Origin of the sequence: Polyangium mundeleinium (assembly GCF_028369105.1) — a bacterium.
GTDB lineage: Bacteria > Myxococcota_A > Polyangia > Polyangiales > Polyangiaceae > Polyangium > Polyangium mundeleinium.
On the sequence record NZ_JAQNDO010000001.1, the window covers coordinates 11,106,855 to 11,132,226 of the forward strand.

Genomic DNA, 25,372 nt, shown 5'->3' on the forward strand with positions numbered 1-25,372 from the left:
TGTGTCCGGAGTGCCGTGCGAGCTACGAGGACGACGTGCCCGTATGCCCGGCGCACGACGCGGCGCTCGTATCGCCCGATTTTTTCCCGACGGACGACACGCTCGGGCCCGGCACGATGGTCGGCGAGTACCGCATCGATCGCAAGATCGGCGGTGGGACGTTCGGCGACGTCTATGCGGGCGAGCACCCGCTCATCGGCAAGAAGGTCGCCGTCAAGGTCCTGAACCGGCGCTTCGCCTCGGATCCGGAGACCGTCTCCCGCTTCATTGCCGAAGCGCGCGCAGTGAACAAGATCCGCCACCGCAACATCATCGACATTTTTTCTTTCAACACGCTCCCCGGCGGCCGGCATTATTTCGTGATGGAATACGTCGAGGGCCAGACGCTCGCCACGCTCCTCCAGCAGAAGCGCCGCTTGCCCCTCCCGACGGCCCTCCAGATCGCCCAGGGCGTCGCCTCCGCGCTCGACGCCGCGCACGAGGCAGGCATCACGCACCGCGACCTCAAGCCGGAGAACGTCTTCCTCGCCGCCGAGCGCGACGGCTCCCATTTCCCCAAATTGCTCGATTTCGGCATCGCGAAGCTCATGGACGACGACGTCGCCCACAAAACCGGCTCCGGCGTCCTGCTCGGCACGCCGCTCTACATGTCCCCCGAGCAGGCGCGCGGCAAGAAGGTCGACCCCCGGTCCGACATCTATTCGCTCGGCGTGATGATCCACGAAATGCTCACGGGCTCCGTGCCATTCGCCGGCGACTCCGCGATGGACGTCGTCCTCAAGCACGACACCGAGCCGCCCCCCGCCATGGCGAGCGTTTGTCCCGACCTCCCCCCGGCGCTCGACGCGCCCGTCCTCGCGATGCTCGAAAAACGCCCGCGCAATCGCCCCGCGTCGGCGGGCGAGGCCGTCGCCGCCCTCGTCGCGCAGGCGGCCCTGCTCGGGCTCGCGCCCCGTCTGCCCTTGCATTCGAGCCTCGAGAGCGCCCGCGGCCCGCTCGAAAGCGGGGGACTTCGCGCCACCGCGCAGCCCGGCCGCTCCGCCCCCGCCGAGACGCCCCACGCGCGCTCCGAGCCTTCGTCCACCGAGCGCATGTCCGCCCTCGATTCGTCGAGCGTGCATCGCAAGAATGGACCGTCCGCCCGGTGGCTTTTCGCCTTGCTCGGAATCGCCGCCCTCGGCGGGACGGCCTCGTTCCTTTCGCGCTCGCGCGCTCCGAGCGACGTGCCTTTCGGGCCCGGCGCGGGCTCCGGCATGCAAAACGAATCCCCCGAGCCCGAGCGGATCCCGAGCCCCCCGCCGTCCGCCGCGCCGCCGGACATCACCCCCGCGCCCGCCCCGACCACGTCGGCCTCGGCAGCCCCACCGCCGCGCCCGGCCAAACCCGTACAGATCAAGATGCCGTCGAAACCGCCGAGCCTCGATCCGATCCTCGGGGAGCGCGAATGAGGCGCTGGGCCCTTGCCCTCTTGCTCTCGCTCGGCGTGACTTCCTCTGGCGCCCGCGCGCGCGCGCAATCGCCCGAAGGCGCATCCATCGCGGTCGCCGAGGCGCTCTTCCAGCAGGGCCGCGCGCTCCTCGATCAGAGCCGTTATGCCGAGGCTTGCCTCAAGCTCGCCGAGAGCCAGCGCCTCGACCCGAAGCTCGGCACGCTGCTGAACCTCGCCGTCTGCCACGAAAAGGAAGGAAAGACCGCGACGGCCTGGGCCGAATACACATCCGCCGCCTCGCTCGCGCGCGGCAAAGGGCAAAAGGACCGCGAGCAATTCGCGCGCGACCACGTGGCCGAGCTCAAGAAGAAGCTCGCGTACGTCGTCCTCCGCATGGAAGCGCCGCCCACCGGCCTCGGAATGAAGCTCGACGACAAACCCATCGACGTCGCCGCGCTGAACGTCCCCTTGCCCATCGACCCTGGCAAACACACCGTCTCGGCCCTGGCCCCGGGCAAACGGGCCTGGACCGGCGAAATCCTCGTGCCCGCGCAGCCGGGCGAGATTCCCGTCGTGATCCCCGCCCTCGAAGACGCGCCGGAGCCGCCGCCCGAGGCGACTCCACCGCCGCCGCCGCCCCAACGTTTGCCCCCCATTCCGCAGACGAAGCCGCCGCCCGCGGAGCCCCGCAGCCCCGCGCCGACCGGCCCGAGCGCCTCCACGGTCCTCCTGGTCACGGGGTTCGGCGTCGGCGGCGCGGCCTTGCTCGTCGGGGCCGTAACGGGGATCCTCACGCTGGTCGAGGCGAGCGAGCTCCTGCCGAACTGCAACGGCTCGCAGTGTCCGGGGCAAGCCGACGCGCTCGCCACGGCGAATACCCTGGCGAACGTATCGAACATCGGGTTTGGCGTGGCCGTCCTCGGCCTCGGCGTGGGCATCGCCGGCATCGCCCTCGCGCCGAAACACGAGAATGTGCCTCCGCCCGCCGTCTCCGTCACGCCGCTCGTCGGCCCCTTTGCGATCGGGCTCCGCGGCACGTTCTGACGTTCACAGGCATCCGTTCGACGTGCAATCACACGAGCCGCCGCAGGTCTGCTCGATCTCGACAGCGGTGTCGCACGTGGCCGTGCATCGGTTGTCGCCGCAGACCACGGTCGCGCCCGCGCAGCTCTGGCCCTTGCAGACGAGGCTGCACTCGCCGTCGGGGCCGCATTTCACCGTCAAGTTTTGACAACCCCCCTCCTCGCAGACGACCTCGCAGCGCGAGCCGCCCATACAACCCACGAGAACGTCGTTGCATTGATCCTTGCACTCCAGCCGGACGGGCGCCGCCCTCGTATCGAGGGTCAAGGTGAAGGTCCCGGCGTCCATGTCGGCCTGCATGCACTCGTTCGGCGCGTCGCAGATCCTCGTGCACACGTTTCCAGCGCAGGAATCACATTCGGCGCTCGGACAGACCTCGCCCAGGGCCGACCATCCGCATTCGTTGCAGCTCCCGGGCTGGTTCATCGGCGCGACGCAAACCGCGTCCTCCTTGCACCCCCCCATCATCCGGCTGCAGCTCGTATTGCAGGCCGTCCCCTCCGCATTGCAGGCATAAGGACCACACGCCGCCTCGTCGCACGTCTCGCCGCTACCATCCGTCGCTTCGAGCCCCGCGATCCCGGCGACGAACTGACAGCCGAAGGCCACGAGGCCCGAGGCCGCCAGAAGCAGGGCGATCCACACCGCCTTCCCTGTTTGCATGATTGCACCCTCCGTCCGAGGATACCACGGGTTGCCCACGCGAGGCCTTCGCCGTGGTAGGCTCCGCGGCCATGTCGGTGAAAAGCACGTTGCCCCTTCATTCCCGGGCCAAGGAGCTACGCCTCGACGGCTTCTCGCTCACCGTCATCGAGGGCCCCGGCTCCGGCGCCTCGTTCCGCGCCGAGATGCGCGAGGTCTCCGTCGGCACGGCCCAGGGAAACGACCTCGTGCTCGCCGATCCCACCGTCTCGCGCCACCATTTCAGCCTCTCGGCGACGCCCGAGGGGTATCTCTTGAAGGACCTCGGCTCCTCGAACGGGACCTGGGTCTCGGGCATGCGTGTCCTCTCCGGTTACGTCGAGCCCGGCGCCCGCGTGCGCGTCGGCCGGACGACGCTCCTCGTCGACCAGGTGAACGAGGACATCTGCGAGGCGCTGAGCCCCGAAGACGGCTTCGGCCCGCTGCTCGGCCAGAGCTCCGCCATGCGCCGCATTTTCGCGGCCTTGCCCCGCGTCGCGCAATCCGACAGCACGGTGCTCCTCGAAGGCGAGACGGGCACGGGAAAAGGCGTCCTCGCGGCGGCCATTCACGAGGCGAGCCCGCGCGCCACGGGGCCGTTCGTCGTGCTCGATTGCGCGGCCATCGCGCCGACGCTCATCGAGAGCGAGCTCTTTGGCCACGTCAAGGGCTCGTTCACGGGCGCGCAGGCCGACCGCGCGGGCGCATTCGAGCAAGCGAAGGGCGGCACCATTTTCATCGACGAAATCGGCGAGCTGCCCCTCGACATGCAGCCGAAGCTGCTCCGCGCCTTGGAGGAGCGCAGCGTCAAGCGCGTCGGCGGCAACCAGCGCGTCAAGCTCGACGTCCGCGTGATTGCCGCGACGAACCGCGACCTGCGCACGGAGGTCAACCGCAACGCATTCCGCGCCGACCTGTTCTACCGGCTCAACGTGGTGCGCATCCACGTCCCGCCGCTGCGCGAGCGCACCGGCGACATCGAGCGGCTCGCGCGCCATTTCCACGCCGATCTCGTCCCTGACAACCCCATCCCGGACGACCTCCTGGAGTCGCTCCGCCGTCAATCGTGGCCCGGCAACGTGCGCGAGCTGCGGGCCGCGATCGAGCGCGCCGTCCTCTTCAACGACCCGGCGATCCTGGCGCTCGGAAACGACGTCGAGCCGGCCCCGGGGGTCAAGGATCGGGACGACGACATCGACCTCGAGGTTCCCTTCCGCGTGTGCAAGCAAAAAGCTTCAGATCAATGGGAGCGGCGGTACGTGCGGGCGCTCTTGCGGGCGACGCACGACAACATCTCGGAGGCCTCGCGCCGGGTGAAGATGGACCGCAGCCACCTGCGGACGTTGCTCCGGAAATACGGGTTTCGCGGGGCGGATGAAGGGGGGGCGTGACCGCGTAGACGCCTTCCCGGACCCCGCGCACGCCTTTTCGGACCCTGCGCACGCCCTCCCGAATGGCGTGGGCGCCTTCCCGAATGGCGTGGACGCCCTCTCGGACCTCGCGGACGCCCTCCCGAATGGCGTGGGCGCCTTCCCGAATGGCGTGGACGCCCTCCCGAATGGCGTGGACGCCCTCCCGAATGGCGTGGGCGCCCTCCCGAATGGCGTGGGCGCCTTCCCGAATGGCGTGGGCGCCTTCCCGAATGGCGTGGGCGCCCTCCCGAACCTCGTGGACGCCTTCCCGGACCTCGTGGACGCCTTCCCGAACCTCGTGGACGCCCTCCCGAACCTCGTGGACGCCCTCCCGAACCTCGTGGACGCCCTCCCGAACCTCGTGGACGCCCTCCCGAACCTCGTGGACGCCTTCCCGGACCTCGTGGACGCCTTCCCGGACCTCGTGGACGCCTTCTCGAACCCCGCGCACGCCTTCCCGGACCCCGCGCACGCCTTCCCGGACCCCGCGCACGCCCTTGTTGACCGTGTCGACGCCTTGCCCGACCGCGAGCTGAGGGCGACCGCCCCCGCCTCCCCCTCAATCGGTCGCGCCCGCGGGCGCCGCGGGCTTCACCTTGACGCTCTTGTAGCGGGCCAATTCCACGAGCCCCGCGGGAGCGCCGCGCGGCTTCGACACCTCGGACGCGCGGCAGAAATGCACCTCGACCTTCGGCGCCCCCCGTGATTTCGAATACCAGGCGGCCGCCGCGGCGGCGATCTCCACGACCGAACGGGGGACCTCGACGCGATCGGGGTTCCGCACGATGACGTGGCTGCCCGGTGTCCCGCCGCCGACGTGCAGCCACACGTCGTGCGGCTTGGCGACGTCGAACGTCAGGTAGTCGTTGTCCTCGGCGCCGCGGCCGATGAGGACCTCGAAGCCCTCCACGGTCACCGTACGGTACGGTCGTCCTTTGCTTGCCACGCGCGGAGTCTGCCTTGCGCTCGGCCGAATCTCAAGAACAGGCGACAAGCCCGAGCTGACGAAGGCACGGCGCCACGACCTCACGCAGCGCCTCGCGCCGCAGCGCGCCGAGCGTCCGTGCCCCGAGCACGCCGAATTCCTCGTTTTCCACGGGCCCGGCCGCGGGATCCTTTTCGTGCATCGCTCGGGCCCGCTCGAACGCCCGCACGGTGGCCTCGCGCGCCTCGGCCCCGAACGTGCCCATCGCCCATTGCAAGGTCTTCCACGCGAGCGCCGCGTGCCGCGCCTCGTCCTCGGCGATCTGCGCGAGCACGGCCCGTAGACCCTCGTCCTTCACGTAACGCGCCACCTCCTGCCCCTCGGCCGCGCCGAGCGTCTCGCCCACGCAGCCCTCGACCACGAGCGCCTCCACGAACGAAACGACGTCCGTCGCGAGCCGCGCCGTCGCCTCCGGGAGTTTGTCCGGCCCGATGATTCGCCCTCCGATTCGGGAGGCGATGGCATATTCGATCCGCGCGTGCTCCACCTCGTCGCGCGCGGCGTTTTGCGCCTCGGCGAGCAGCTCCGCGGGCGCGCCGAGCGCGAGGAGCTGGAGCGAAAAGCGCGCGAAGCTCGCGATCGAAGCGTGCTCCATGGCGGCGATGGCCGCGTGGTGCGCCGTGATCGCCTCACGCGCCTCCGCGGAGAGGTCTCCCGTGTCGAAGACAAGCGGCGCGCGCCAGTCGGCGCGGGCGCGCGGCTTCGCGGCGCGGGTCTCGCCTTCCACGACGAGGGGCCGGCCGATCACACAGGACATCGACGCGCATTGCCAGGTCGGCTTCGCGCCCTTCGCGCCAATCGCCACGCAGGATCCGCCGGGCCGCGGGCTGTTCCCGCAATCCGCGTCGCTCTTGCAGGTGTCCTCCTTGGTCCGGCAAGCGAGCGTGACCTGCTCGTAACAACCATTGTGGTATGCCGACAAACCACAGGTGCTCCCCCCGCAATCGGCGTCCGTGCTGCAGGACGCTTCCCCGCAGACGGAGTTACGCGCGCGCAAAGCGCCCGTGCCCTTGCAGATGCAGGCCTTCCCGGCGCCGCAGTCTTCGTCGGTCTCGCACGAGTACGTGCAGCCGCAATACGTGCCGACCTGCCCCACCCCGCTCGTACACTTCCCGTGCGGATGCTCCGTGCAATCGGCGTCCGTCTTGCAGGACTGGTGCCTCTCCGTGCCCGCGCAGGCGGGGATGTCGATCGTCGCGTCGCACGTCACGCGGCTCGCGCGGTGGACGTTCCCGTTTTTCTCGGCCACCCAGCCGACGCGCTTCGACTTTTCCGGCTCGGGCTCGCCCTCGGGCGAAGGCTCGGCCGTCGCGCTCGAAGGCGTCGTGGGGATGGCGACGACGGCGCCTTCCCCGGCGCCGGACGAGGCAGGAGGAGAGGCCGAGCACGCGGCTCCGCCGATCGCGACGAGGAGGGAGAGGCGTAAACTTCGGTAACGATCCACGCCGCGAGCGTACCACAGCTCCGCGCGGTGATGTCGCGTATCGTGACTACGAGGCGCGCGAGGGGGTCTTCGCGACCAACGCGTCGCGGATCTGCGCGAGAAGATCGTGGTCCGTCTCCTGGGGCACCGCAGGCGCCGCAGGCCGCGGCCGCCTCGCCGCGTTGAGCGCCTTCACGAACAGGAAGAGCGCGAATCCTACGATCACGAAATTGACCACGGCGGTCAGGAACTTCCCGTACTCGATCACTCCATGGCCGATCCGGAACGAGAGCTCGTCGAAGTTGGGTTTGCCGAAAATCGCCGCGATCAGGTTCATCAGAATGCCGTTCGTGAACGTCGTGACGACGGCATTGAATGCGGCGCCGAGGACGACGGCGACCGCGAGATCGATCACGCTGCCCCGAGATAGGAAGTCCTTGAATTCCTTGACGATCGCGTGAGCCATGGCGGCCTCCCTCCCGAGCAAGCTGTGCACGAGGCGTGCCACGAGATGTCGGCCCGCCGGGTTCTGGAACGCGCCGTGCAGCGGCCGCGAAAGACCATGCAGGTCGCCCCCGACACGAGAAGGAGGGCTCGATGACACGGACACAGTGGATGCTGGCTACGATTTCAATGTTCTCGCTGGTCGCGTGTGGCAGCAAGGAGGAAGACGCGAGCTCCCCGCTCCGGATCCCCACGTATCACGAGGACGTGGCGCCCATCCTCGCCGAGCATTGCCAGAGTTGCCACGACAAGGGCGGCATTGCCCCGTTTTCCCTCGTCGATTACGAGGACGCGCGCCGGACCGCCGAGGCGCTCCGCATCGCCACGACGTCGCGCAGCATGCCTCCGTTCGTCCTCGACAACAGCGGCGAATGCAACACGTACGTCGAGGGCCGCTGGCTCACGGACGCGCAGATCAAGACGATCGAGGCCTGGGCCCGCGCCGGCGCGCCCGAGGGAGAGCCGCCGAAGGGCGCGGCCCCCGCGCCGCGGGCCCTCGCGGAGCTCGATCGCGTCGACATGACGATCGACATGAAGGATACGTATACCCCGGATGCCGCGAAGTTCGACGATTACCGGTGCTTCGTGCTCGATCCCGGGCTCACGGAGGACGTATTCATCACCGGCTTCCACGTTCGCCCGGGGGTCGCCTCGATGCTGCATCACCTCACGCTCTTCTCCATCGACACGAAGGAAGCGGAGGCCACGGCCGAGGCGCTCGACGCGGCCGAGCCCGGATTCGGGTATTCGTGCATCGACGACATCCACGTGCCGGACGCGCGCTGGCTCGTCGGCGCGGGCCCCGGCAGCGGGGCGCTTCGCTTCCCCGAGGGCACGGGGCTGCGCATGCGCGCCGGGCGGAAGACGATCCTGCAGATCCATTACAATCAAGAAAATGGGCGCCACGCCGATCGCACCCGGATCGACCTCATGCTCGCCCGGAATGTGCCGAAAGAGGCCATCGTGCAGCGCATCGCGGCCACGAACCTCCTCTTGCCACCGAGGCAAGCGAGCGTCGACCAGACCGCGGTCCAGCCCGTGCCCGTGGATCTCACCTTGTGGGGACTCTGGCCGCACATGCACAAGCTCGGGACGGGGATGCTCGTCACCGCGATGCACGACGGAGAAGAGAAATGCCTGGCCCGTGTGAACAGCTGGGATTTCCACTGGCAGGGGTTCGCCCATTACACGAAGCCCATCGACCTCTCGTGGGGCGACTCGATGCGCATCACGTGCACGTACGACACGCGCGGGCGCGACACGACGACGTCCTGGGGTCAGGGCACGAACGACGAGATGTGCATCGCCTTTTTCTACCTGACGGCAAATTGATGTCCGGGGCGAACGCTGTTCTCGGCCGATCGTGGAGAGCTTGACAGCCTCCGAAAAAAGCGGTTTGTTTGGTGGGCAATGATTTCTGCCCGACGAACCGTGCTCGCCTTCGGAATCACCCTTCTCGCGGCGACGGCGCTTCCGAGCGCGCCCGCCCTGGCCGTGCTTTCGGAGCAGGCGGTCGCCCCGAACGCACGCGTGGAGGACGCCGACGGAAAGGCGGTCGAGATCAAATCGCTGAAGGGCAAGCCGATCGTCATCGTCTACGACGACCGGACGTCGGCGCCGAAGAGCGAGGCATTCCGGCGCGAGCTCGTCAAGCTCCTGAAATCGGGCCCGTATACGTCGAAGGTGTCGCTCTTGATCGTCGCAGACGTGAGCCCCTACGATTTCTGGCCGGCGCGCGGCACGGTCAAGGACGCCGTCCGCGACGAGACGAAGAAGCAGGGGACGACGGTCTATTGCGATTGGACCGGCGGGATGCGCTCGGCGTACAAGCTGAAGAACGAGATCACGGGCGTGGTGATGGTGGGCAAGGAAGGACGCGTGATGTTCGCCAAGGAAGGCGTGCCCGCGGGCGCCGACCAGAAGCGGCTCGTCGACGCGCTGAAGGCCGAGGTCGAGGGGAGCTGATCCGGCGCGTTCGCGGGATGGCCGGGGCGGTTCGGTCGCGGTAGAGTGCGCCGCGATGTCCACCGCCGTCGCGGCGCCCCGGCCCTGGCTGCTCGGTCCATGGCCTGATCTCCTGCTCGGATGCGGGATCGGGTATGGGCTGCTCGTCCTCGCCCTCGCGGCGACGGGCGCGCCGATGGGCTCGCTCGAAGGGTGGCTGCCGCTCGTCGTGCTCGTGACGGGGATTCCGCATTACGGGGCGACGTTGCTCCGCGTCTACGGGACGGAATCGGCGCGCAAGCGGTATTTTCTTTATGCATTCCCCCTCGGTTTCCTGATCTGGGCGACGTTCGCGGGGTCGCTCGCCGCGCCGAGGCTCGGGACGTGGCTCATCACGCTCTATCTCACGTGGAGCCCGTGGCATTACACGGCGCAGAACTTCGGGCTCGTGATGATGTTCCTGCGCCGGGCCGGGATCACGCCGAGCCCGGCGCTCCGGCGGCTCGTCTGGACGTCGTTCGTCCTCTCGTTCGTGCTGGTCTTCGTGAACATCCACGGCTCGGCTTCCGCGGGCGGGGCCGATCCCCTGCAAGCGGCGAGCGCCGCTTACCGATTCGCGCCGCTCGGTATTCCTACGCGGTTTGCCCTGGGAGCGCTGGCCGTCGCGGGAATCTCGTACGTGGTCGTGACGGGCGTCGTGCTCCGGAAGCTCACGCAGATGGCAGGGACTGCGCGGCTCGTGCCGGCGCTCGCGCTCGTCGCGAGCCAGGCCGCGTGGTTCGTCCTGCCCGTGCTCCTCGGCTTCTTGCGACCGGCGCTTTATGGTCCGGGCGGCGCGACGGCGCTCGCGTTCATCTGGGTCGCGATCGCGCACAGCGTGCAATATCTCTGGATCTCGTTCCATTACGCGCGCGCCTCCGGGAGCGTGGCCAAGGCGGCGCCGGCGGGGCTCACGTATCTCGGGAAAACCGTGCTCGCGGGCGCGGCGATCTGGGTGTTCCCCGCTCTCGTCTGCGCGCCAGGCGCGCTCGGGATCCTGCCGTTCGAATCGGGGCTCGGGCTGCTCGTGGCCGCCGCAGTGAACGTGCATCACTTCATCCTCGACGGGGCGATCTGGAAGCTCCGGGACGGAACGGTCGGCAATGTGCTCGTTGGACAAATGAGCGCGGCGCTGCAGACGGCCCCGGCGGCGAAGGGCCTCGGGGCGTGGGGGGTGCGGGCGGGGCTCGTCACGGCGGGGCTCGTCGCGGCGGGCGCGTGGGCGGGCGCGGCCTGGGAGAAAGAAATGGGGATCCGGCGCGCGGCCGCGGCCGGGGATCTCGCGCGGGTCGAGGTCGCGGCGCGCAGGCTCGTGATGCTCGGGCGGGATGGCCCACGGATTCACGTGGCGATCGGGCGGCTGCACGAGGCGCGCGGGGAGAAGGACGCAGCGCACGCGGCGTACGAGGCGGCGCTCGCGCTCGATCCCGAGGACGCGACGGCGCTCGATCGGATCGCCGAGTCGTGGATCACGCGCGGGGATTTCCAGCGGGCGCTCGACGCCCGGTACCGAGCGACACGGAACGCGCCGGATCGCCCGGCCCTCCGGCGGCGGTACGAGGAGCTCCTTTCGCGATTGCAGGCGCCTCCCGAGGCGGGGGACACGGAGGTTATCGTGGTCGGCGGAGCGACCGCCCCGGCGGACGACGCCGACGCCGCCACGCAGACGTCACGAACGACGCCTTGAAGACCGGGACGAACGGAGTATGGTGGCGCCCGCCATGCGATTCGCCGTCCTCGTCACGCCTTTCTTCAACGAGAGCGCCATCCGATTCATCGCCGCCCTGCTCGACGTGCCGGCTCTCCGGCTCGCGGTCGTGAGCCAGGACGTCGAGGAGAACCTGCCGGCAGAGCTGCTCGGCCGGCTCGTGAAGCATTTTCGCGTAAGCAACGTGCAGGACACGGCGGAGCTCGTGGCGGCGACGCGGTGGCTGCACGCGAACGTCGCGCCCGTCGACCGGCTGCTCGGCGTGAGCGAGTTCGTGCAGGTCGCGGTGGCCGAGGCGCGCGACGCGCTGGGGCTGCCGGGGCCGGGCGCGGAGGTGATCCGGAACTTCCGGGACAAACCGCGCATGAAAGACGTGCTGCGCGCGGCGGGATTGCCCTGCGCGCGCCACCGCCTCGCCACGGACGAGGCCGAGGCGCGGCGTTTTGCAGACGAGGTGGGTTTTCCGCTGGTCGCGAAGCCGCCGGCCGGCGTGGGCTCGGCGGGCACGTTCATCGTAAAAGATAAGGCCGAGCTCGATCGCGTGCTCTCGCTCTCCTCGCCCACCGCAGCGTCCCCCGTGCTGCTCGAAGAGTTCGTGGGCGGGGCCGAGCACACGTTCGATGCGGTGGTGATCGGGGGAAAGCCGGTCTGGCACTCGATTTCGCGGTACCTGCCGAATCCGATCGAGGTCGTGGACAATCCGTGGATCCAGTGGTGCGTGCTCTTGCCGCGGGACATCGGCGGGCCGGAGTTCGCTCCGATCCGGGAGCTCGGGTTCCGGGCGCTCTCGGTGCTCGGGCTCGAGACGGGCATTTGCCACATGGAATGGTTCCGGCAAGACGACGGGAGGATCGTTCTCTCCGAGGTCGCGGCGCGGCCGGGCGGCGCGCAGCTCATGAACCTGAACGCGCGCGCCCATGATTTCGACATGTACGGTCAAGTCGCGCGGCTCATCGCATTCGATACGTTCGAGGCGCCGCGCGAGCGCAAGTACGCGACGGGCGCGGCGTTCCTGCGCGGGCAAGCGCCGGGCGTGGTGCGCGAGGTGTTGGGGATCGAGGAGGCCGAGCAAAAGCTCGGCAGGATGATCACGGACGTGAAATGGCCCAAGGTCGGCGAGCCGCGATCGGCGAGCTACGAGGGCGAAGGGTACGTGCTGGTCCGGCACCCGGAGACGGAAGGCGTCGCGCAGGCGTTACGCGAGATTGTCCAGTCCGTGCGCGTCATCGCGTACTGACCGGCCGGCGCGAGGCGCGCGGAGGAGCGTACGCGCGGCCGGCAGAACGACGTCGGCCATGGCGCGGCGCATGACGTCACGTTTATCCGCGGCCGAGAGGCAGCCGTGGGCCGCGACTTTGTCCGGGTCCGCGCCGGGGGCGACGAGGTCCTCCGGTTCGGGGCAAACGGCCATGGTGAATGCCTTTTCGAGGGTGCGGGCGACCTCGGGCCCGCCCGCGTCGAGCGCCCACGCGAGCGTGCGCCATGCGAGCTCTGCGTGCGTGGCCTCGTCCTCGGCAATCGAGACGAGCACGGCTTTCACCGCGGGGTCCGTTGCGCGCAGGGCCTCTTCGCCCGCAACGAGCGCGGAGAGCGTCTCGTTGACGGCACCTTCGAGGGCCGTGGCGAGCGCGACGTCGGCGAGGGTCCGCCCGATCGCGAGCGCGGGCATGGGCAATGGGCCCGGACCCACCGGCGCGCCGGCGTAGGCGCTGGCGAGGCCAAAGCAGAGTTTGGCGTGCCGCACCTCGTCGGCCAGGGCTTGTTGCGCGGCGGAGACGAGCGAGGCGGGAGCGCCCACGCCGAGGAGTTCCAGGACGAACCGCGCGAAGGACGCGACGGAGGCATGCTCGTAGAGGCCGGAGCGCGTAAAGTAGTCGGCGAGAGCGCGGCGCGTGGCGGGATCGAGGTTCGAGAGATCGAGGCACTCGGCCAAACCTTGCCCGGCTTGCAGGAGCCAATCGGCGCGGGCCTCGGGCTCCGCGGTGCGCGCTTCGCCGTCGACGATGAAGGGGCGGCCTTCGCAGGACTCGAAGATGATGGCCACGTGGTAGCAGCATTGCGCGCTGATCGCGAGGTCCTGGCAGCCGGCACCGGGGATGTCATAGCAGCAGGAGCCGGAGCCGACGCATTCGTCGGTGCCGTGGACCTGCTTCATGAGCTCGCTCTGGACGTCGGCGAGGGGTGGACAATTGCCGCCCACGGAGCCCGGGAGGCAAAGGAAACGATATTCGGCATTCGGGGGCGGCGGGTTCTCACAGGGGAGCGCGCCGCCAGCGCCCGTCCCGCCGACGCCAACGCTGGAGCTGACGACGGTGTGGCCAAGGATGCCGCCCGTGCCGCCCGTTGCGCTCGTGCCGCCCGTGCCGCCCGTGCCGCCCGTGCCCGCATCAATGACCACGTTGCCGCCGCACGCGGCCGCCGCAACGACGAGGGTCGCGCCCGCGGTGAGCCCCGCGGCGCGCAAAATTCGCGTGAAAAGCGCAAGCGAAAGAGGGGAAGGATGTTTCGCGTGGGTCATGGTGTGCCGCCTCGATGCATGAAAGGTCGTGGTGGCGCGAAGGCCACGCCAATGAGGACGCAACGCCTGCATCCAAACCACGAAAGATGGCAAGATTCGGGCCTAAAGCGAGGGGCTCAGGCGCGCGCGCGTTTGCGCGGCGCAGCGGGCTTTTTCGCGCCGGGGCCGGCCCAGCCGAAACGGTCGAGCGAGACATTTCCGCGCGTATCGAACGTGACGCCCTCGGATTCGAGGAGCGCGCGCTGGAGGGCGCCGTTGATGGGATCTTTGATGGTGACGGCGGCGCGATTGCGAGGGCGGCTGCCGAGGACACGCTGCCAGGGGACGCGGCTGCTCCCGTCGGGGTCCTTCAGCGCGGCGAGCGCGAATCCAACGTGGCGCGCCGAGCGAGGGTGTCCGGCGAGGGCAGCGATCACGCCATACGTGGTGACGCGGCCGCGCGGGATGCGACGGACGACGCGGTAGAAGTCTTCCCACCAGGAAACGGGCTCCACGGCGTCGTCGGGCTCGGCGCGCGAGATGCGGGCCCGCGCTTTCACGGGCGCTTTTGCGGCCTTCTTTGCTGGCTTCTTGTTTGATTTCGACGGCGCGCGGCGAGCGCTCACGGAATTTCCTCGATTTCCTCCCCGCGCAGGGAGCGGAGGCGCGGTAGCGCGGCGCCCTCGGGCAGGCGGACGCGGAGCCGCTCGGCGAGGCTCTGGAACGCGAGGCACATCGAATGTGCCGCGGCGTCGCCCTCGTCGGCGCGGGTGCGCATCTCGGGGTAGATGGTATGTGCGAGTCGGTAAAACACGTTTTGTGTTTCCCAGAGGTCGACAGGGAACCCGGCGCGGTGGGCGAATTCGACGGCCATGTCGAGATCCGCGAGGAGGAGCGGATCCGTGGGCCTCTCGCGAAGGCGCTCGGCGAGCGCGGAGAGGCTCTGGCCGAGGGTGAAGGTCACGGCGGCCCGATCGACGTGGAGGTCCTGTTCCTTGGCCTGCGCGAGGAGGCGCCGCATCGAAAGGACGTCGGGCGGGACGCGCTCCGCGGCGCGCAAGAGGTCGGCGCCGAGGACGAGCTCGCCCGCGACGAGCAAGGAGCGTGGCGTGGGGCTGCGCAAGGGCGCGAGGCGGCGGAGGAGCGGCGCATATCGCTCGAAGAGGGCGCGCTGGGCCGCCTCGACCTCGGCGAGCGTGGGCGCGAGGAGGCGCTCGACGATGCGGCGCTGGTCGTCCCGAAAGACGGCGTCGAGCGAGTCGATCGTGCGGTCGCACCGGCGATAAAAGAGGCGCATCGTGCCCTCCATGTCGCCCGATTCGAAGATGCGGACGAGCTCGGCGCGGCGCTCGATGTGGTCGTCGCCCTCGGGGTCCTGCAAAACGCCGCCGGCGACGCGGTGATCGCCGAGGTGGAGGACGCTGAAGTCGTGGGACTCCGAGACGAGCGTGAGGCGGCTCGTGACACGGGTGCGGCCGAGGAGGAGCTTCGCGCCATTGCGCTCGTGCGTTTCGAGGCCCTCGACGTGGACGTCGTAACAATAGGTGCTCGGGGGGCCGTCCTGGACGAGGCTCGTCGCGAAATGGGCGGTGACGGCCGGGAGATCGACGCGCGCCCGGGTGACGAAGCGATCCCACACGCGGCGGCCGTCGCCCATTTCGGGCAGGTTGCTGCGCGCTTTTTCGAGGTGTTCGAGGAACGGGCCTTCGAGGCTCCTCCCGAAGAGCGCCTCGCCGAGCTCGACGACGCGGCCGGCATACTGGAGGCATTGCACGGTCTCGATGCCCGAGAGGTCGTCGAAGAACCAGCCGCAGCTCGTGTACATGAGCATCGCATTGCGCTGGAGCTCGAGGAGCGAGAGGGCCTCGCTCTGCTCCTCGGCCGAGAGGACGTGCGTCGCGTGCGCCGCGAAGAACCGCGCGAGGGTGCTCGCGGTGCGATCGAGGACGACCTCGATGTACGCGTCCCGCGCGGCCCAGGGGTCGTGGAAGAGGCGCTCGGCCGCGCGCTCGAAGGGGCCCGCGACCTCGTCGCGGAGGGCGTCGAGGGCACTGCGGAGGGGCTTGCGCCAGGACTGGTTCCAGCCGTGCGGGGAACCGGAGCGGCAGCCGCAATCGGCGCGCCATCGCTCGACGCCGTGGGCGCAGCTCCACGAGGTGCGCTCCAGGATCTCGGCCTCGTGCGTCGGGGGGTGGCGTTCGAGGAATTCTCCGTAATTGGTCAATTTGGCCAAACCGTGCGCCTCGATGTGCCCGAGGGCCCAGGCGAGGGCCATCTCGCCGTATCGATGGTGGTGGCCGTAGGTCTCGCCGTCGGTGGCGATGTGGACCATCTGCGGGAAGGTGCGCTTGCTGTCGAACGCGGAGGCGAGCCGGCCGGCGAAATGCTCGCCATTGGCGAGGAGGCGCTCGAAGGCGACAGCCTGGGAGACGGGGCCGTCGTAAAAGAAGACGGCGATCGAGCGGCCCGAGGGGAGCTCGACGCGGTAGGCCATCGAGGGGTCGATGCGGCCGCCGCGGACGTCGATCCATTCCTTGCCGCCGATGCGGCGGACGCGCGCGGCCTGGCGAGGCGCGAGGAGCGTGAACGTAATGCCCTCGGCCGCGAGGACCTCCAGGGTCTCGGTGTCGACGGCCGTCTCGGGGAGCCACATGCCCTCGGGTTTGCGGCGGAACCGCGCGACGAAATCGGCGATGCCCCAGCGGACCTGCGTGACTTTGTCGCGCAGGTTCGCGAGCGGCATGATGAGGTGGTTGTAGGCCTGGGCCATGGCCGAGCCGTGCCCGCCGAAGCGACGCGCGCTCGCCTCGTCCGCCGCGAGGATCGCCCGGTAGGTCTCCTTCGCGTGGTGCTCCATCCACCCGAGGAGCGTGGGGCCGAAATTGAAGCTGATGCGCGAATAGTTGTTGACGATGCGCGTGATGCGGTCCTCCCCGTCGAGGACCCGCGCCGCGGCGTTTGGCGCGTAACACTCGGCCGTGATACGCGCGTTCCAGTCGTGCCAGGGCGCGGCCGAGTCCTGCTGCTCGATGGCCTCGAGCCAGGGGTTTTCCCGGGGGGGCTGATAAAAATGGCCGTGGACGCAGACGTACCGTTCGGGAGCCTTCATCGAGCCCTCACGTAAAGCACGGCCTCGGACGGGCCGAGGGTGACGCGGACGACGCCCGTCGACGTGATTTCCTCGGGGGCGTGGGTCTCGCCCTTTCCGCCGAAGCGGGCCTCGGACGAGGCGAGCGAGCGGCGGAAGGTACCCGAAGGCACGGGCAAGGTGACGGAGACGGGGTGGTCGCCGAAATGGGAAATCACGAATACCTCGGAGTCACGGTTCCAGCGCCGCACGTAGAGGAGGCGCTCGTCCTCGAAGGCGACGGCCTGCCGCCCGCCCTCCGCCGCGAAGGCGCCGATGTCGCGTCGCGCCCGGAGGAGTTCTTTGTACCACGCGAGGAGCTTTGCGTGATCCCCCGTGGTGCGGAGCTGGAAATCGAGCTTGGCGCGTCGGAACGTGGCCTCGTCTTGGGGATCGAACGGCTCTTCCGCATAGCCGAGCCGGGCCATCTCCTTCGCACGGCCCTTCCTGACATTCTCGACGAGCGTGGAATCGCCGTGGCTCGTGAAATACGGGAACGGCGCGGTTTCGCCGTATTCCTCACCCATGAAGAGCAGGGGCAGGAAGGGCGAGAGCAGGACGACGGCAGCCGCGAGCTTTTGTTTTTCGAAGGAGACCCGCGCGGAGATGCGCTCGCCGCGCGGGCGATTGCCGGCCTGGTCGTGGTTCTGGACGAAGGTGACGAGGCGCCGCGGGTCGATGCTCGCAGCCGGGCGGCCGCGGCGGCGCAGGCGATACTTGGAGTATTCGCCGGTGAAGGCGAAATTCTCGCGGAACGTCTTGGCGAGCTGCTCGACGAGGCCGAAGTCCTGGAGGTGCCCGACGCGCTCGCCGGAAAGGAGCGCGAGGAGGGCATGATGGACGTCGTCGTTCCAGACGCCGTCGAGCCCGTAGCCGCCCTGGAATGTGGGCGTGACGAGGCGCGGGTCGTTGTCGTCGCTCTCGGCGATGAGGTGGACCAAACGGCCGAGTTCGGAGGCGCGGCGGTGGACGGCTTCGCCGAGCTCCTCGAGGAACGAGAACGGGGAGTTGTCGACGATTGCATTGACGGCGTCGAGGCGGAGCGCGTCGATGCCCATCTGCGTGACGAAATGAAGCGCGCTCTCGATGAAGAACCTGCGGACCTCGTCCGAATGTGGTCCGTCGAAGTTGAGAGCGTCGCCCCAGCGTGTGTGGTAATACGAGGCGAAATAGGGGCCGAAATCGGCGAGGTAGGTGCCTTCGGGGCCGAGGTGGTTGTAGACGACGTCGAGAATGACGGCGATGCCCTCGGAATGGCAAGCGTCGACGAAGCGGCGCAGGCCCTCGGGGCCGCCGTAGGAGGCCTGGACGGCGAAGGGATACGCGCCGTCGTAGCCCCAGTTGCGCGCGCCGGGGAACGCAGCGACCGGCATGAGCTCGACGGCCGTGATGCCGAGCTCGCGGAGGTACGAGAGGCGCGAAATGGCGGCGTCGAAGGTGCCCTCGGGGGTGAACGTGCCGACGTGGAGCTCGTAGATGACGTATTCTTCGAGCGGGCGGCCGGTCCAGCCAGGGGTATGGTCGGAAAAACTCTTCACGACCTCGCTCGGGCCGTGGACGCCCTCCGGCTGGAGGCGCGAGGCCGGATCGGGGCGGAGCTTGCCGTCGCCGAGGTCGTAATGGTAACGCGCGCCGGGGGCGATGCCGTCGACGAGGGCTTGGTGGTAGCCGTTCGCCTCGGGTTCGAGCGGGATGCGGCGCTCGACTTTGCCCTGGAGGACGAGCTCGACCTTGCCGACGTTCGGGGCCCATACACGGAAGCGGGCGCGGTCCTCGCCGAGGTGGACGGCGCCGAGCGGGCGCTCGGAGACGGCGAGGCCCTCGTGCACGAAAAAGACGGCGCCGAGGGGCGGGAGGGTGATCTCGACGGAGTTTTTCCGGCTATGCCATTCGATGTTCTCCGCGGCGACGTCGCCGCCGCCGCCCATGCCGCTGCCGCCGAACTCCAGGGCGTCGCTGGAGACGAGCTCCTTCCAGCGGCCGCCGCGGGGCAGGCCGACCCGATATCGCTGGCGCGGCATGGGCGTGAAGTTCAAGGCGACGAGGACGAGGGCGTCGGTGGAGCGGGCGCGGCGGTAGAAGACGACGACGCTGTGGTCGGCGTCGTTGCAATCGATCCACTGGAACCCCTCGGGGCTCGTGTCGAGCTCGTGCAGGGCGGGATAGTCGCGGTAGAGGCGGTTCATCGCCTGGACGAAGCGCTTCATGCCGGCGTGGTAGGGCCCCTCGTCGAGCAGGTGCCAGTCGAGGCTCGATTCGTGGTTCCACTCGCGCTTCTGCGCGATCTCGCCGCCCATGAAGAGCAATTTTTTCCCCGGCTGGGCCCACATGTACGCGAAGAGCAGGCGCAGGTTCGCGAATTTCTGCCACTCGTCGCCGGGCATCTTGCCGATCAACGAGCCCTTGCCGTGGACGACCTCGTCGTGCGAGAGCGGCAAGACGAAGCTCTCGCTGAACGCGTACATCATGCGGAACGTGAGCTGGTTGTGGACGAACTTGCGATAGACGGGGTCGCTCGACATGTATTTGAGCGTGTCGTTCATCCAGCCCATGTCCCATTTGTAGCCGAACCCGAGGCCGCCGACGTACGCGGGGCGGGAGACCATGGGCCAGGAGGTGGACTCCTCGGCGAAGGTCTGGACCTCCGGGAAGGCGCGCGAGATCGATTCGTTGAGGCGGCGGAGGAAATCGATCGCCTCGAGGTTCTCGCGGCCGCCATAGCGGTTCGGAACCCACTCGCCGTGCTTGCGGGAGTAATCGAGGTAGAGCATCGAGGCGACGGCGTCGACGCGCAGGCTGTCGGCGTGATACCGATCGAGCCAGAAATGGGCGTTCGAGAGGAGGAAGCTCATCACCTCGTTGCGGCCATAATTGAAGATGAGGCTCTTCCAGTCGGGGTGATAGCCCTTGCGCGGATCGGCGTGCTCGAAGAGGTACGTGCCGTCGAAATATCCGAGGCCGTGCTCGTCGGAGGGGAAATGCGAGGGGACCCAATCGAGGATGACGCCGAGGCCAGCGTCTTGGAGGGCATTCACGAGGTGGAGAAAATCGTCGGGGCCGCCAAACCGCGAGGTAGGCGCGTAATATCCGGTGATCTGGTAGCCCCACGAGCCGCCGAACGGATGCTCCATGACGGGCAGGAGCTCGACGTGGGTGAAGCCCATGCGCGCGGCATATTCCGGGAGCTCGTCCGCGAGCTCGCGGTAGGTGAGCGGGCGGTTTCCGTCCTCGACGGCGCGGCGGAAGGAGCCGAGGTGGACCTCGTAGATGGAAACCGGTTTGTCGTGGCTCGTGCGCTTTTGGCGAGGCTTGCGCGGCTCCTTGTCGAGCGACGCGAGGTCCCACACGACCGACGCGGTCTTCGGCGGGATCTCGTGCCGGAAGCCAAACGGATCGGCCTTCTCGACGACGTACCCATGGAAGCGGGAGGCGATGAAGTATTTGTAGACGGTGCCATTCCCGACGTCTGGGACGAAGCCTTCCCAGATGCCGGAGCCGCCGCGGCGCGCGAGGGGGTGGGCCTCGCGGTCCCAACCATTGAAATCCCCAACGACGGAGACACGCTCGGCGTCCGGGGCCCATACGCCGAAGCAAGTGCCCTGGACGCCGTCGACGGTCATCGGGTGCGCGCCGAGCTTCTCGTAGAGGCGCGTGTGCGTGCCCTCGGCGAAGAGGTAGATGTCCTCTTCCGTGAGTCGAGTGACGTCGTGACGAACCGCGGTCCCGAGCTCCATGGGAGCCCGGGTTAGTCGAAACCGCGGGGGGTGGGAAGAGGGGAATCGCCCTATTTCGCGATGACGCGGCCCGTCGCGAACTTGAAGAACGACGAGTACGCCGCAGCGTTGAGGCACGTATTGAGGTCGGCGGTCTGGTTGTTCTTGTCGCGGCAGGCGTTGACCGCCTTCGTCATGGCGTTCGCCGTGAGCGTGTAGGGGCCGCCCGCGCCCGCGACCGGCGCGCTCGGATCGACCTGATCAGGCTGGCTGACGGCGATGACCGTGACGAAGTTGAAGACGGTGCAGCCGCCGATGATGACGTCGAGCAGGGAGTTCTGCGCGGTATATCCCTGGTCGCACGGGATGGCGCCACCGGCGACGAGGTCGGCAGGGACCGGGATCTGGTCGAGCGAGGCCGCGCTGACGTTGCCACAGAGCTTGCCAGCGCCGTTGTCGTTCGGTTGCCCATTGCTCGCATAACTCTGGAGCGCCGGATCGAGGTTCTCCGCGGCGAGGTGGCCCGGCGTATTGCCGGTCGACGCGAGGGGCGTGCTCACGGCGCCTACGGACATCGTGAGCCGCGCGTTGCTCATCCGGAGCGCCCCAGGCGCACCCGCGAAGTTGACGCCGATCGAGAGCTTGCCCGGGCCCGCGGTGAGCGTCTTGGCGCTGATGAAGCCCGTGAGCTTGTCGAGCGGATTGCGGTTCGCGTCGATGGAGACCGGGGCAATCGTGTACCACCAATCGAGATCGGCCGTGCCGTTGTACATGGCGCCCATCGGGATGACAGGAGTGCCCTGGATGACGCCGATCTCGATCGACGGGTCGGAGGTGCCGCTGAGGTCGTTCAGACCGAGCGTCTTGAACATGATGCTGATCGAGCCGTTGAGGACGCCGTCGTCGAGCGAGGTCTGGAGCTGGCTCTGCGCTGCGGTGGCGATGGCGCTGCCGAGGCGGTTCGCAGGGCAGAAACCAGCGTCGGTGGCGAACTGCATCTTGAGCCAGGTCGCGCGCTGGATCTGCTCGAACTTGCACGCGGAATCGCAGCCGTCGAGGTTCTTCGTGTTGCTGTCGTCGCATTGCTCGTCAGGCTCGCGGACACCATTGCCGCAGACCGACGCCGCAGGGGGGAGCGTGCAATCGGCTTGGCAGCCGTCGCCGTCCATGAGGTTGCCGTCGTCGCACTCTTCACCGGGATCCATGACGCCGTCGCCGCATACGATGGAGGTGCAGGCGCCATTCACGCAGACGGAGTCCATCCCGCAGACCTGGCCGTTGCCGATAGGATTGCCGCAGGTATGCGTGGCGTCGTCGCAGACGGAGCCGACGCACGGATCGAGGCCCGAGCAGTCGCGCGTCGGGTCGTCCGAGACGCAGCTCCACTTGCACGAATCACAGCCGTCGCCGTTCTCGATGTTGCCGTCGTCGCATTCCTCGCTCGGGCTGGCGAAGCCGTCGCCGCACGTGTCGTCGACGCAGACGCCTGCATTGCAGACCTTGCCCGTGCCGCAATCGGAGCCGTCGGGCGCGTTCGCCCCAGGCGCGCAGATGTGGCTGTCTTTGCAGGTCTCGGCGCCGTTGCAGGGATCGCCGTCGTCGCATTTCGCGTCGCCGGTCACCGGGGTCGCGTTGTTGCAGGAGAAGGAGCAGTCGCTTTCACAACCGTCGCCGACGACGGTATTGCCGTCGTCGCACGCCTCGGTGCCCTCGACGACGCCGTTGCCACACACAGGCTCGCCGCCGCCGGCTCCGCCCATGCCGCCCTCCCCGCCCGTCCCGCCCGTTCCGGTCGGGGTGACCGAGCCTTCGTCCCCACCACAGCCTGCAACAAGTCCCATCAAAGCGAGCCCCGCGAGCGTCATCACCGCCGCGAGCCCCCGCGAATTCGATTGCATCCGCACGTTACACCTCCAAGCGTTTCATCCCGCGCCAAGCAAGCCGGTTGGGGCGTATCCTAGCCGCATCCGTCCGTGAATGGTTGGATTCTCGTGGCATCTCTCGTAGTCTCGTTCGTTTTTCGGTTGCGACGGGAGCTTTGCGGCCCCTCCGTCCGTCGACAGCACGTGGGAAGCACGGAGACCACCCCACACGAAGGCGCCGCTTGACCGGGCCGCCCGGAAACGGTCATATCGGAGCGCTGGCATGGAGGATCGGGAGCTCTGGGAGCGGCGCGTCGGGACCACGCTGCGCGACACGTGGCGGCTCGAGAGCCTCATCGGCGTCGGCGGGATGGCCGCCGTGTACGTCGGCGTGCAGGAGATCGGCCGGCGCGACGCGGTGAAGATCCTCCACCCGGAGGTGGCGCGGCAGAAGGATCTCCGGGCACGCTTCGAGCAGGAAGCGCGTGTTCTGTCGAGCTTCCGTCACCCAGGCGCGGTCGAGGTCCTGTTCATGGGCACGACCCACGACGGGCTGCCGTTCATCGTGATGGAGCTGCTCGAAGGCGAGTCGCTCGCCGCGCGCTTCAAGCGGCTCGGCGCGATGCCCGTCGAGGAGATGCTCACGTACGTCGACGAGGTGCTCTCGGTGCTCGGCGCCGCGCACGCCCAGAACATCGTCCACCGCGACATCAAGCTCGACAACGTGTTCGTCCTGAACACCGGGCACGTGAAGGTGCTCGACTTCGGCATCGCGCGGCTCCGGAACTCGCAACACGCCGTGCAAACGAAGATCGGCTCGATGCTCGGGACGTTGCCGTACATGCCGCCCGAACAGATCCGCGGCGTCGAGATCGACGGGCGCGCCGACATCTTCGCGCTCGGCTCGACGATGTTCCGGCTGCTCGCGAAGCGGCGCATCCACGAGGGAAACACCGAGGCCGAGATCCTCGTGAAGATGTCGACCGAGCCGGCGCCGCCGCTCGCGACGCTGGTGAAGGACGTGTCCCCGTCGGTGTGCATGGTCGTCGATCGTGCGCTCGCGTTTCGCACGGATCGGCGTTACCCGGACGCCGCGACGATGCAGCGCGACGTGCGCGCGCTCCTGCGCGGAGAGCCGCCGCCGTACGCGCTGGAAAAGCTCGCCGCCGGGGAGCTGCCGACCGCGCTGATCACGACGCCCGCGGCCGCGCCGGCAAACATCGATCTCGCCGAAGCGCCGACGGTGCCGCCGCCGCCGATGGGCGCAGGGGAGTCGGCGACGGCGGCGGGCATCGGCGTCGTGATGCCGGGCGTGATCTCCGCGCCGACGGTCGTGGCCGCAGTGACGACGGTCTCGCCGCCGAGCAGCCCGACCGGGACGGGGCCACGATCCGCGACGACCGCGCAGGCGAACGCGTCGATCCTGTACGGGCCGACGGTGATGGCGAGCGTGGCGAGCCTGGGTTTGTCGGAGCCGACGCCCGCGCCGACGCAAGCGCCCGAAGCGACGAACTCGTCACGCGCGTCGCACCCTTCGGCGCCTGCGCAAGCCTCGCCGCGCGCGTCGGAGCCGACGCCCGCGCCTCTGTCGGCCGCGCACACGCCGCCGCCGATGGCGAAGAGCCTGATCACGACGGCCGCTACAGCGCCCTCGGAGCCGCGGAAGATCCCGCTCATCCCGGCGCTGATCGCGGCGCTCGTGTGCTTGATCCTCCTGTTCGTCAGCATCGCGGTGTTCCGCGGGCACGACGAGCCGTCGACCGATTCCGGGGCCGGCGCGAGCACGACGAAGGCGAACGCAGGCTCCGGCGCGAGCACGACGAAGTCGAACGCCGGATCCGGCGCGCCGACGACGGGTACCGAATCGTCGAAGAAGACGAAAAAGCGAGAGTGGGACAAGATCGACTGGAACAAAAAGTAGCTCGCCCGCGCATTGCAAAGTCGCAATCCATCCGTTGCAAAAGCGGGCACACGAACGTGGGCTTACGTCCCACGGAGGGCAGGCGGAGTCGTCGAGATCGGGAAGAACGCGTATCGAATGTTCGAGACGGTTCCGGCGTTGATCTTGCATACTTGACCCATTCAGGCCTCGCTCGACCGTAACGCGCGAGGCAGGGGGCCGTGGTGCTGGGCGTCATTCTCCTCGGGTTCCAAAACTACGTACGCGAACGGCTCGGCGAGGAGCTCTGGCGAACGATCCGGAACGAAGCCGGCGTCGCCGAACGGGTGTACCTGCCCTCCCAGTCGTACCCGGGCGAAGAGCTCTCCGCGCTCGCGACGAGCATGTCGCGCATGACGGGCATGTCGCCCGCCCTCGTGCTGGAGAGCTTCGGCGACACGCTCGCGTCCGAGCTCCTGAAGGTCTACGGCAACCTCGTCGATCCACGCTGGCGGGTGCTCGACCTGCTCGTGCACAGCGAGGAGCTCATCGAGCGGATGGCGCAACGGAGCGGCGATGTGACGCCCCAATCACCGGTGACCGCGCGCTGGGGGCGCGACGGTGAAGTGGTGCTGGTGTACCAGTCGCACCTGAAGGGCTGCGCGCTGATCAAGGGCATCGTGCGAGGGCTCGGCGCGAACATGGAGCAGCCGGTGATCCTCGACGAGGGGCGGTGCATGCTCGCAGGCGCGTCGGCATGCGAGATGGCCATCCGGCTCGAACGAACGACGCAGCTCACGGAGCGGGCGCAAGGGCTCGCGCGAAGGCTGACGCCGCCGGCGATGAGTCGATCGGCGCTCAAAACCGCGCTGTTCGGCGATCGCTCGGACATGCCGTCGGTGCCGCCGCCGCCCGCATCCTCGTCGGCGTGGAGGACCGAGACGAAGACGAGCCCGCCGGCGAGCAGCGTGGCGCCCGCGCGGATCTCCTCGCTGCCAGCCGCGCCGAGCCTCCCGAGCACGCCGAGCACGCCGCCGCCAAGCTCCGACGGCGACCCGTCGGAGCCCTGGCGTCGGCGCTGATCCA

Annotated in this window: 18 protein-coding genes; 9 read left to right on the plus strand and 9 right to left on the minus strand. The window is 68.8% G+C overall.

Annotated features, from left to right (window positions below; all coding sequences use genetic code 11):
- The first annotated feature begins 35 nt into the window (after positions 1-35).
- Together POL67_RS43740 and POL67_RS43745 are read left to right on the plus strand one after the other, a co-directional pair.
- Positions 36-1,448, plus strand: a complete 1,413-nt coding sequence (locus tag POL67_RS43740; protein WP_271927204.1) for a serine/threonine-protein kinase — start codon at positions 36-38, stop codon at positions 1,446-1,448.
- Positions 1,445-2,473 carry a tetratricopeptide repeat protein gene (locus tag POL67_RS43745; protein ID WP_271927205.1) on the plus strand — a complete coding sequence of 343 codons (1,029 nt, stop codon included), beginning with the start codon at positions 1,445-1,447 and terminating at the stop codon, positions 2,471-2,473. The genes POL67_RS43740 and POL67_RS43745 overlap by 4 nt, the downstream gene beginning before the upstream one ends.
- A gap of 3 nt (positions 2,474-2,476) precedes the next feature.
- Here POL67_RS43745 and POL67_RS43750 read toward each other — a convergent pair whose 3' ends face one another.
- The gene (locus tag POL67_RS43750) at positions 2,477-3,175 is read right to left on the minus strand and encodes a hypothetical protein (RefSeq protein WP_271927206.1); all 699 of its coding nucleotides are present in this window, start codon (positions 3,173-3,175) and stop codon (positions 2,477-2,479) included.
- A gap of 71 nt (positions 3,176-3,246) precedes the next feature.
- On the opposite strand from POL67_RS43750, the gene POL67_RS43755 reads away from it, so the two are divergent.
- Entirely contained in the window at positions 3,247-4,584 is a 1,338-nt protein-coding gene (locus POL67_RS43755) for a sigma 54-interacting transcriptional regulator (RefSeq protein WP_271927207.1), read from the plus strand.
- A gap of 580 nt (positions 4,585-5,164) precedes the next feature.
- Here the strand turns inward: POL67_RS43755 and POL67_RS43760 are convergent.
- From POL67_RS43760 to mscL, 3 genes are read right to left on the minus strand one after another with little or no spacing between them, the layout of a single operon-like run.
- Positions 5,165-5,635: an NFACT RNA binding domain-containing protein gene (locus tag POL67_RS43760; protein WP_308789579.1), complete on the minus strand. Its 471-nt coding sequence runs from the start codon at positions 5,633-5,635 to the stop codon at positions 5,165-5,167.
- Positions 5,583-7,034 carry a ferritin-like domain-containing protein gene (locus POL67_RS43765; RefSeq protein WP_271927208.1) on the minus strand — a complete coding sequence of 484 codons (1,452 nt, stop codon included), beginning with the start codon at positions 7,032-7,034 and terminating at the stop codon, positions 5,583-5,585. Before POL67_RS43765 ends, POL67_RS43760 begins: the two co-directional genes overlap by 53 nt.
- 46 nt (positions 7,035-7,080) lie before the next feature.
- Complete coding sequence (gene mscL / locus POL67_RS43770; protein WP_271927209.1) at positions 7,081-7,479, minus strand: large conductance mechanosensitive channel protein MscL; 399 nt, start codon at positions 7,477-7,479, stop codon at positions 7,081-7,083.
- A 131-nt stretch (positions 7,480-7,610) separates the two neighbouring features.
- Here mscL and POL67_RS43775 point away from each other — a divergent pair, with 131 nt between their 5' ends.
- The 4 genes from POL67_RS43775 to POL67_RS43790 all read left to right on the plus strand — a co-directional run bounded on the left by POL67_RS43775 (position 7,611) and on the right by POL67_RS43790 (position 12,445).
- Positions 7,611-8,849, plus strand: a complete 1,239-nt coding sequence (locus POL67_RS43775) for a monooxygenase (protein WP_271927210.1) — start codon at positions 7,611-7,613, stop codon at positions 8,847-8,849.
- Positions 8,850-8,948: 99 nt separating this feature from the next.
- Entirely contained in the window at positions 8,949-9,482 is a 534-nt protein-coding gene (locus tag POL67_RS43780) for a YtfJ family protein (RefSeq protein WP_271927211.1), read from the plus strand.
- Positions 9,483-9,537: 55 nt separating this feature from the next.
- Positions 9,538-11,187 carry a tetratricopeptide repeat protein gene (locus POL67_RS43785; RefSeq protein ID WP_271927213.1) on the plus strand — a complete coding sequence of 550 codons (1,650 nt, stop codon included), beginning with the start codon at positions 9,538-9,540 and terminating at the stop codon, positions 11,185-11,187.
- Between the two features lie 34 nt (positions 11,188-11,221).
- Complete coding sequence (locus tag POL67_RS43790) at positions 11,222-12,445, plus strand: ATP-grasp domain-containing protein (protein WP_271927215.1); 1,224 nt, start codon at positions 11,222-11,224, stop codon at positions 12,443-12,445.
- Here the strand turns inward: POL67_RS43790 and POL67_RS43795 are convergent.
- From POL67_RS43795 to POL67_RS43815, 5 genes are all read right to left on the minus strand, one after another.
- Positions 12,404-13,726 (minus strand): ferritin family protein, encoded by a 1,323-nt coding sequence (locus POL67_RS43795; protein WP_271927216.1) that lies wholly within the window; start codon positions 13,724-13,726, stop codon positions 12,404-12,406. The two genes, POL67_RS43790 and POL67_RS43795, sit on opposite strands and share 42 nt — an antisense overlap.
- Positions 13,727-13,842: 116 nt before the next feature.
- Positions 13,843-14,331 (minus strand): MGMT family protein, encoded by a 489-nt coding sequence (locus POL67_RS43800; protein WP_271927217.1) that lies wholly within the window; start codon positions 14,329-14,331, stop codon positions 13,843-13,845.
- Positions 14,328-16,814, minus strand: coding sequence for a DUF3536 domain-containing protein (locus POL67_RS43805; RefSeq protein WP_271927219.1), 2,487 nt, complete (start codon positions 16,812-16,814; stop codon positions 14,328-14,330). The genes POL67_RS43800 and POL67_RS43805 overlap by 4 nt, the downstream gene beginning before the upstream one ends.
- A complete protein-coding gene (gene glgB / locus POL67_RS43810) occupies positions 16,811-20,566 on the minus strand; it encodes a 1,4-alpha-glucan branching protein GlgB (RefSeq protein WP_271927220.1) in 3,756 nt (1,251 codons plus the stop codon). Before glgB ends, POL67_RS43805 begins: the two co-directional genes overlap by 4 nt.
- A 50-nt stretch (positions 20,567-20,616) precedes the next feature.
- Positions 20,617-22,443 carry a DUF4215 domain-containing protein gene (locus POL67_RS43815; protein ID WP_271927222.1) on the minus strand — a complete coding sequence of 609 codons (1,827 nt, stop codon included), beginning with the start codon at positions 22,441-22,443 and terminating at the stop codon, positions 20,617-20,619.
- 247 nt (positions 22,444-22,690) lie between these two features.
- Here POL67_RS43815 and POL67_RS43820 point away from each other — a divergent pair, with 247 nt between their 5' ends.
- A complete protein-coding gene (locus tag POL67_RS43820; protein WP_271927223.1) occupies positions 22,691-24,328 on the plus strand; it encodes a serine/threonine protein kinase in 1,638 nt (545 codons plus the stop codon).
- Positions 24,329-24,528: 200 nt separating this feature from the next.
- Positions 24,529-25,368 (plus strand): heme NO-binding domain-containing protein, encoded by an 840-nt coding sequence (locus tag POL67_RS43825; RefSeq protein ID WP_271927225.1) that lies wholly within the window; start codon positions 24,529-24,531, stop codon positions 25,366-25,368.
- Positions 25,369-25,372 lie beyond the last annotated feature (4 nt).